Below are 1,587 nucleotides of genomic sequence, written 5' to 3'. Positions count from 1 at the left end.
CGCCGGACGTTGCCAACGCGTTCGTCTGCCTCGATAGTCACGGTCTTCTCGATGGCTCCGGCAAGACCGTCAGTAGGCTGGTATTTCTTCAGGAGGTCCCCGGCACTGACCTGCCCGATGAGCTTGTGTTCAGCGTCATAGACAACCACCAGCTTGTACTGCTGAAGGAGGGGGATCAGGACGTTGATGCTTTCATCGGGATAGACGCTCGTGAAGTCCTCCTCGACAACGCTTGCTACGTGGATCGCGGTCGGGGCAATGCCGGAGTTCTGTTTGCTCCCGAGCTTCTCTGCGATCGCCTGGCGCGAGACCGTGCCGACAACGGTATTGTTGTTGACCGCAATCAGGGGGTCGAGGCCGGCATCGAGCATCTTGTCGAGTGCTTCTGTTATCTTGGCTGATTTTGCTATGGTCGTGGGTTTTGCCATTACGTCTTTTATAAAAACTTCTTTTGTCATTTCGCCACTTCCTTTATGATATCGTCGCGTTTCAGTATTCCAGCAATGGTACTCTTCTCCATGACAACAAGGCTGTTGACATGGTGTTTTTCCATCAGTGCAATCGCGTCCGGAAGAATCGTGTCCGCGTCAACCGTGATGACGGGGCTCGTCATCAGGTCCTCTGCTGCCACCGGGGGAATGACCATCAGGGTCTGCCCGGCTTTCCCGGCCGCTGTCCCGCGTCTCTGTATTGAAACGTCTTTTCCAACCACACCCGAGATCTTCGGTTCATCGTCATAGAAGGCAAGATTGGTCTCGGTAATGATGCCCGCAAGGGTGCCGTCATCATCAAGCACCAGGACCTTGTCGTGTCGTTCACTCATCACGCCGACCACATGGTCAAGCGAGTGGTAGCGGCTGACCGTTGATGCATCCTCCATCACGTCCCTGGCCGGGCAGTCCAGTGCCCGGACAAGAGCGGATTTCATCAGATCGGTCTTGGTCACGATCCCCGCCACCGCACCTTCATCCACAACGGGGACGCTGCTGATGCTGCCTTGTGCGAACATCCGTGCAATCTCCCGTACGCCTGTGTCAGGTGCGACAACGAGCGGTTTTTCGGTCATGAGCGCTCCCACCGGTATCCGGTCAAGGGGGCGGCGGCGCCAGGCCGGTTCGCCCTGTCGGAGGCGGTACGCGATGTCCTTCTTGGTGATGATGCCGGTAAGGTTCCCTCCTTCCATCACCGGGAGGCGGGAGATCCGGTGCCGGACCATCAGGTTCCGGGCATGGGCAATCGTCGCATTGGGCTCAACAACGAACACGGTGGTCGTCATTACGTCGCGTGCCAGCACCGTCTTCACCCCCCGGAAAACGCCCGCACCAGGTCGAACTCGGTGACGAGGCCGACAAGGTGGGAGTTCTCAATGACCGGAAGCGCCCCGATGTTCTTGTTGAGCATCTCCTGTGCCACCTGGTTGATGGTCTTCTCCGGGGTCGTCGTGAAGAGTTCGCCGGCGATCAGGTTCCTGACAGCGAGCCCGGTCACTTCTGCGACATTGCCGGTCTCCATCTTCGAGAACCCTTCTCGTATACTGGGGTGACGTATCAGTACGGATCCGCTCCATGTCCCATACCGCACATACTA

The 1,587-nt window shown here is 57.8% G+C and carries 3 protein-coding genes; all 3 read right to left on the bottom strand.

Translation table 11 applies throughout. From position 1 onward, the window contains the following. The coding region (locus CW742_RS12390) for a CBS domain-containing protein (protein WP_292420817.1) at positions 1 to 458 on the bottom strand (458 nt) is incomplete at its 3' end. Continuing rightward, positions 455 to 1,294: a CBS domain-containing protein gene (locus CW742_RS12385; RefSeq protein WP_342764884.1), complete on the bottom strand. Its 840-nt coding sequence runs from the start codon at positions 1,292 to 1,294 to the stop codon at positions 455 to 457. The genes CW742_RS12385 and CW742_RS12390, both read right to left, overlap by 4 nt. Before the next feature lie 5 nt (positions 1,295 to 1,299). Further along, positions 1,300 to 1,512 (bottom strand): CBS domain-containing protein, encoded by a 213-nt coding sequence (locus tag CW742_RS12380; protein ID WP_292420813.1) that lies wholly within the window; start codon positions 1,510 to 1,512, stop codon positions 1,300 to 1,302. Positions 1,513 to 1,587: the final 75 nt, after the last annotated feature.

It is taken from the genome of Methanoregula sp. (assembly GCF_002835825.1).
Taxonomy (GTDB): Archaea; Halobacteriota; Methanomicrobia; order Methanomicrobiales; family Methanospirillaceae; genus Methanoregula.
The sequence above is the reverse complement of the archived record's forward strand: the minus strand, read 5'-3'. Positions and strand labels throughout refer to the sequence as shown.

Bases quoted from the DNA above. Each gene is read 5' to 3' on its own strand.
- CW742_RS12380 (WP_292420813.1), bottom strand. From the start codon at position 1,512: ATGGAGACCGGCAATGTCGCAGAAGTGACCGGGCTCGCTGTCAGGAAC.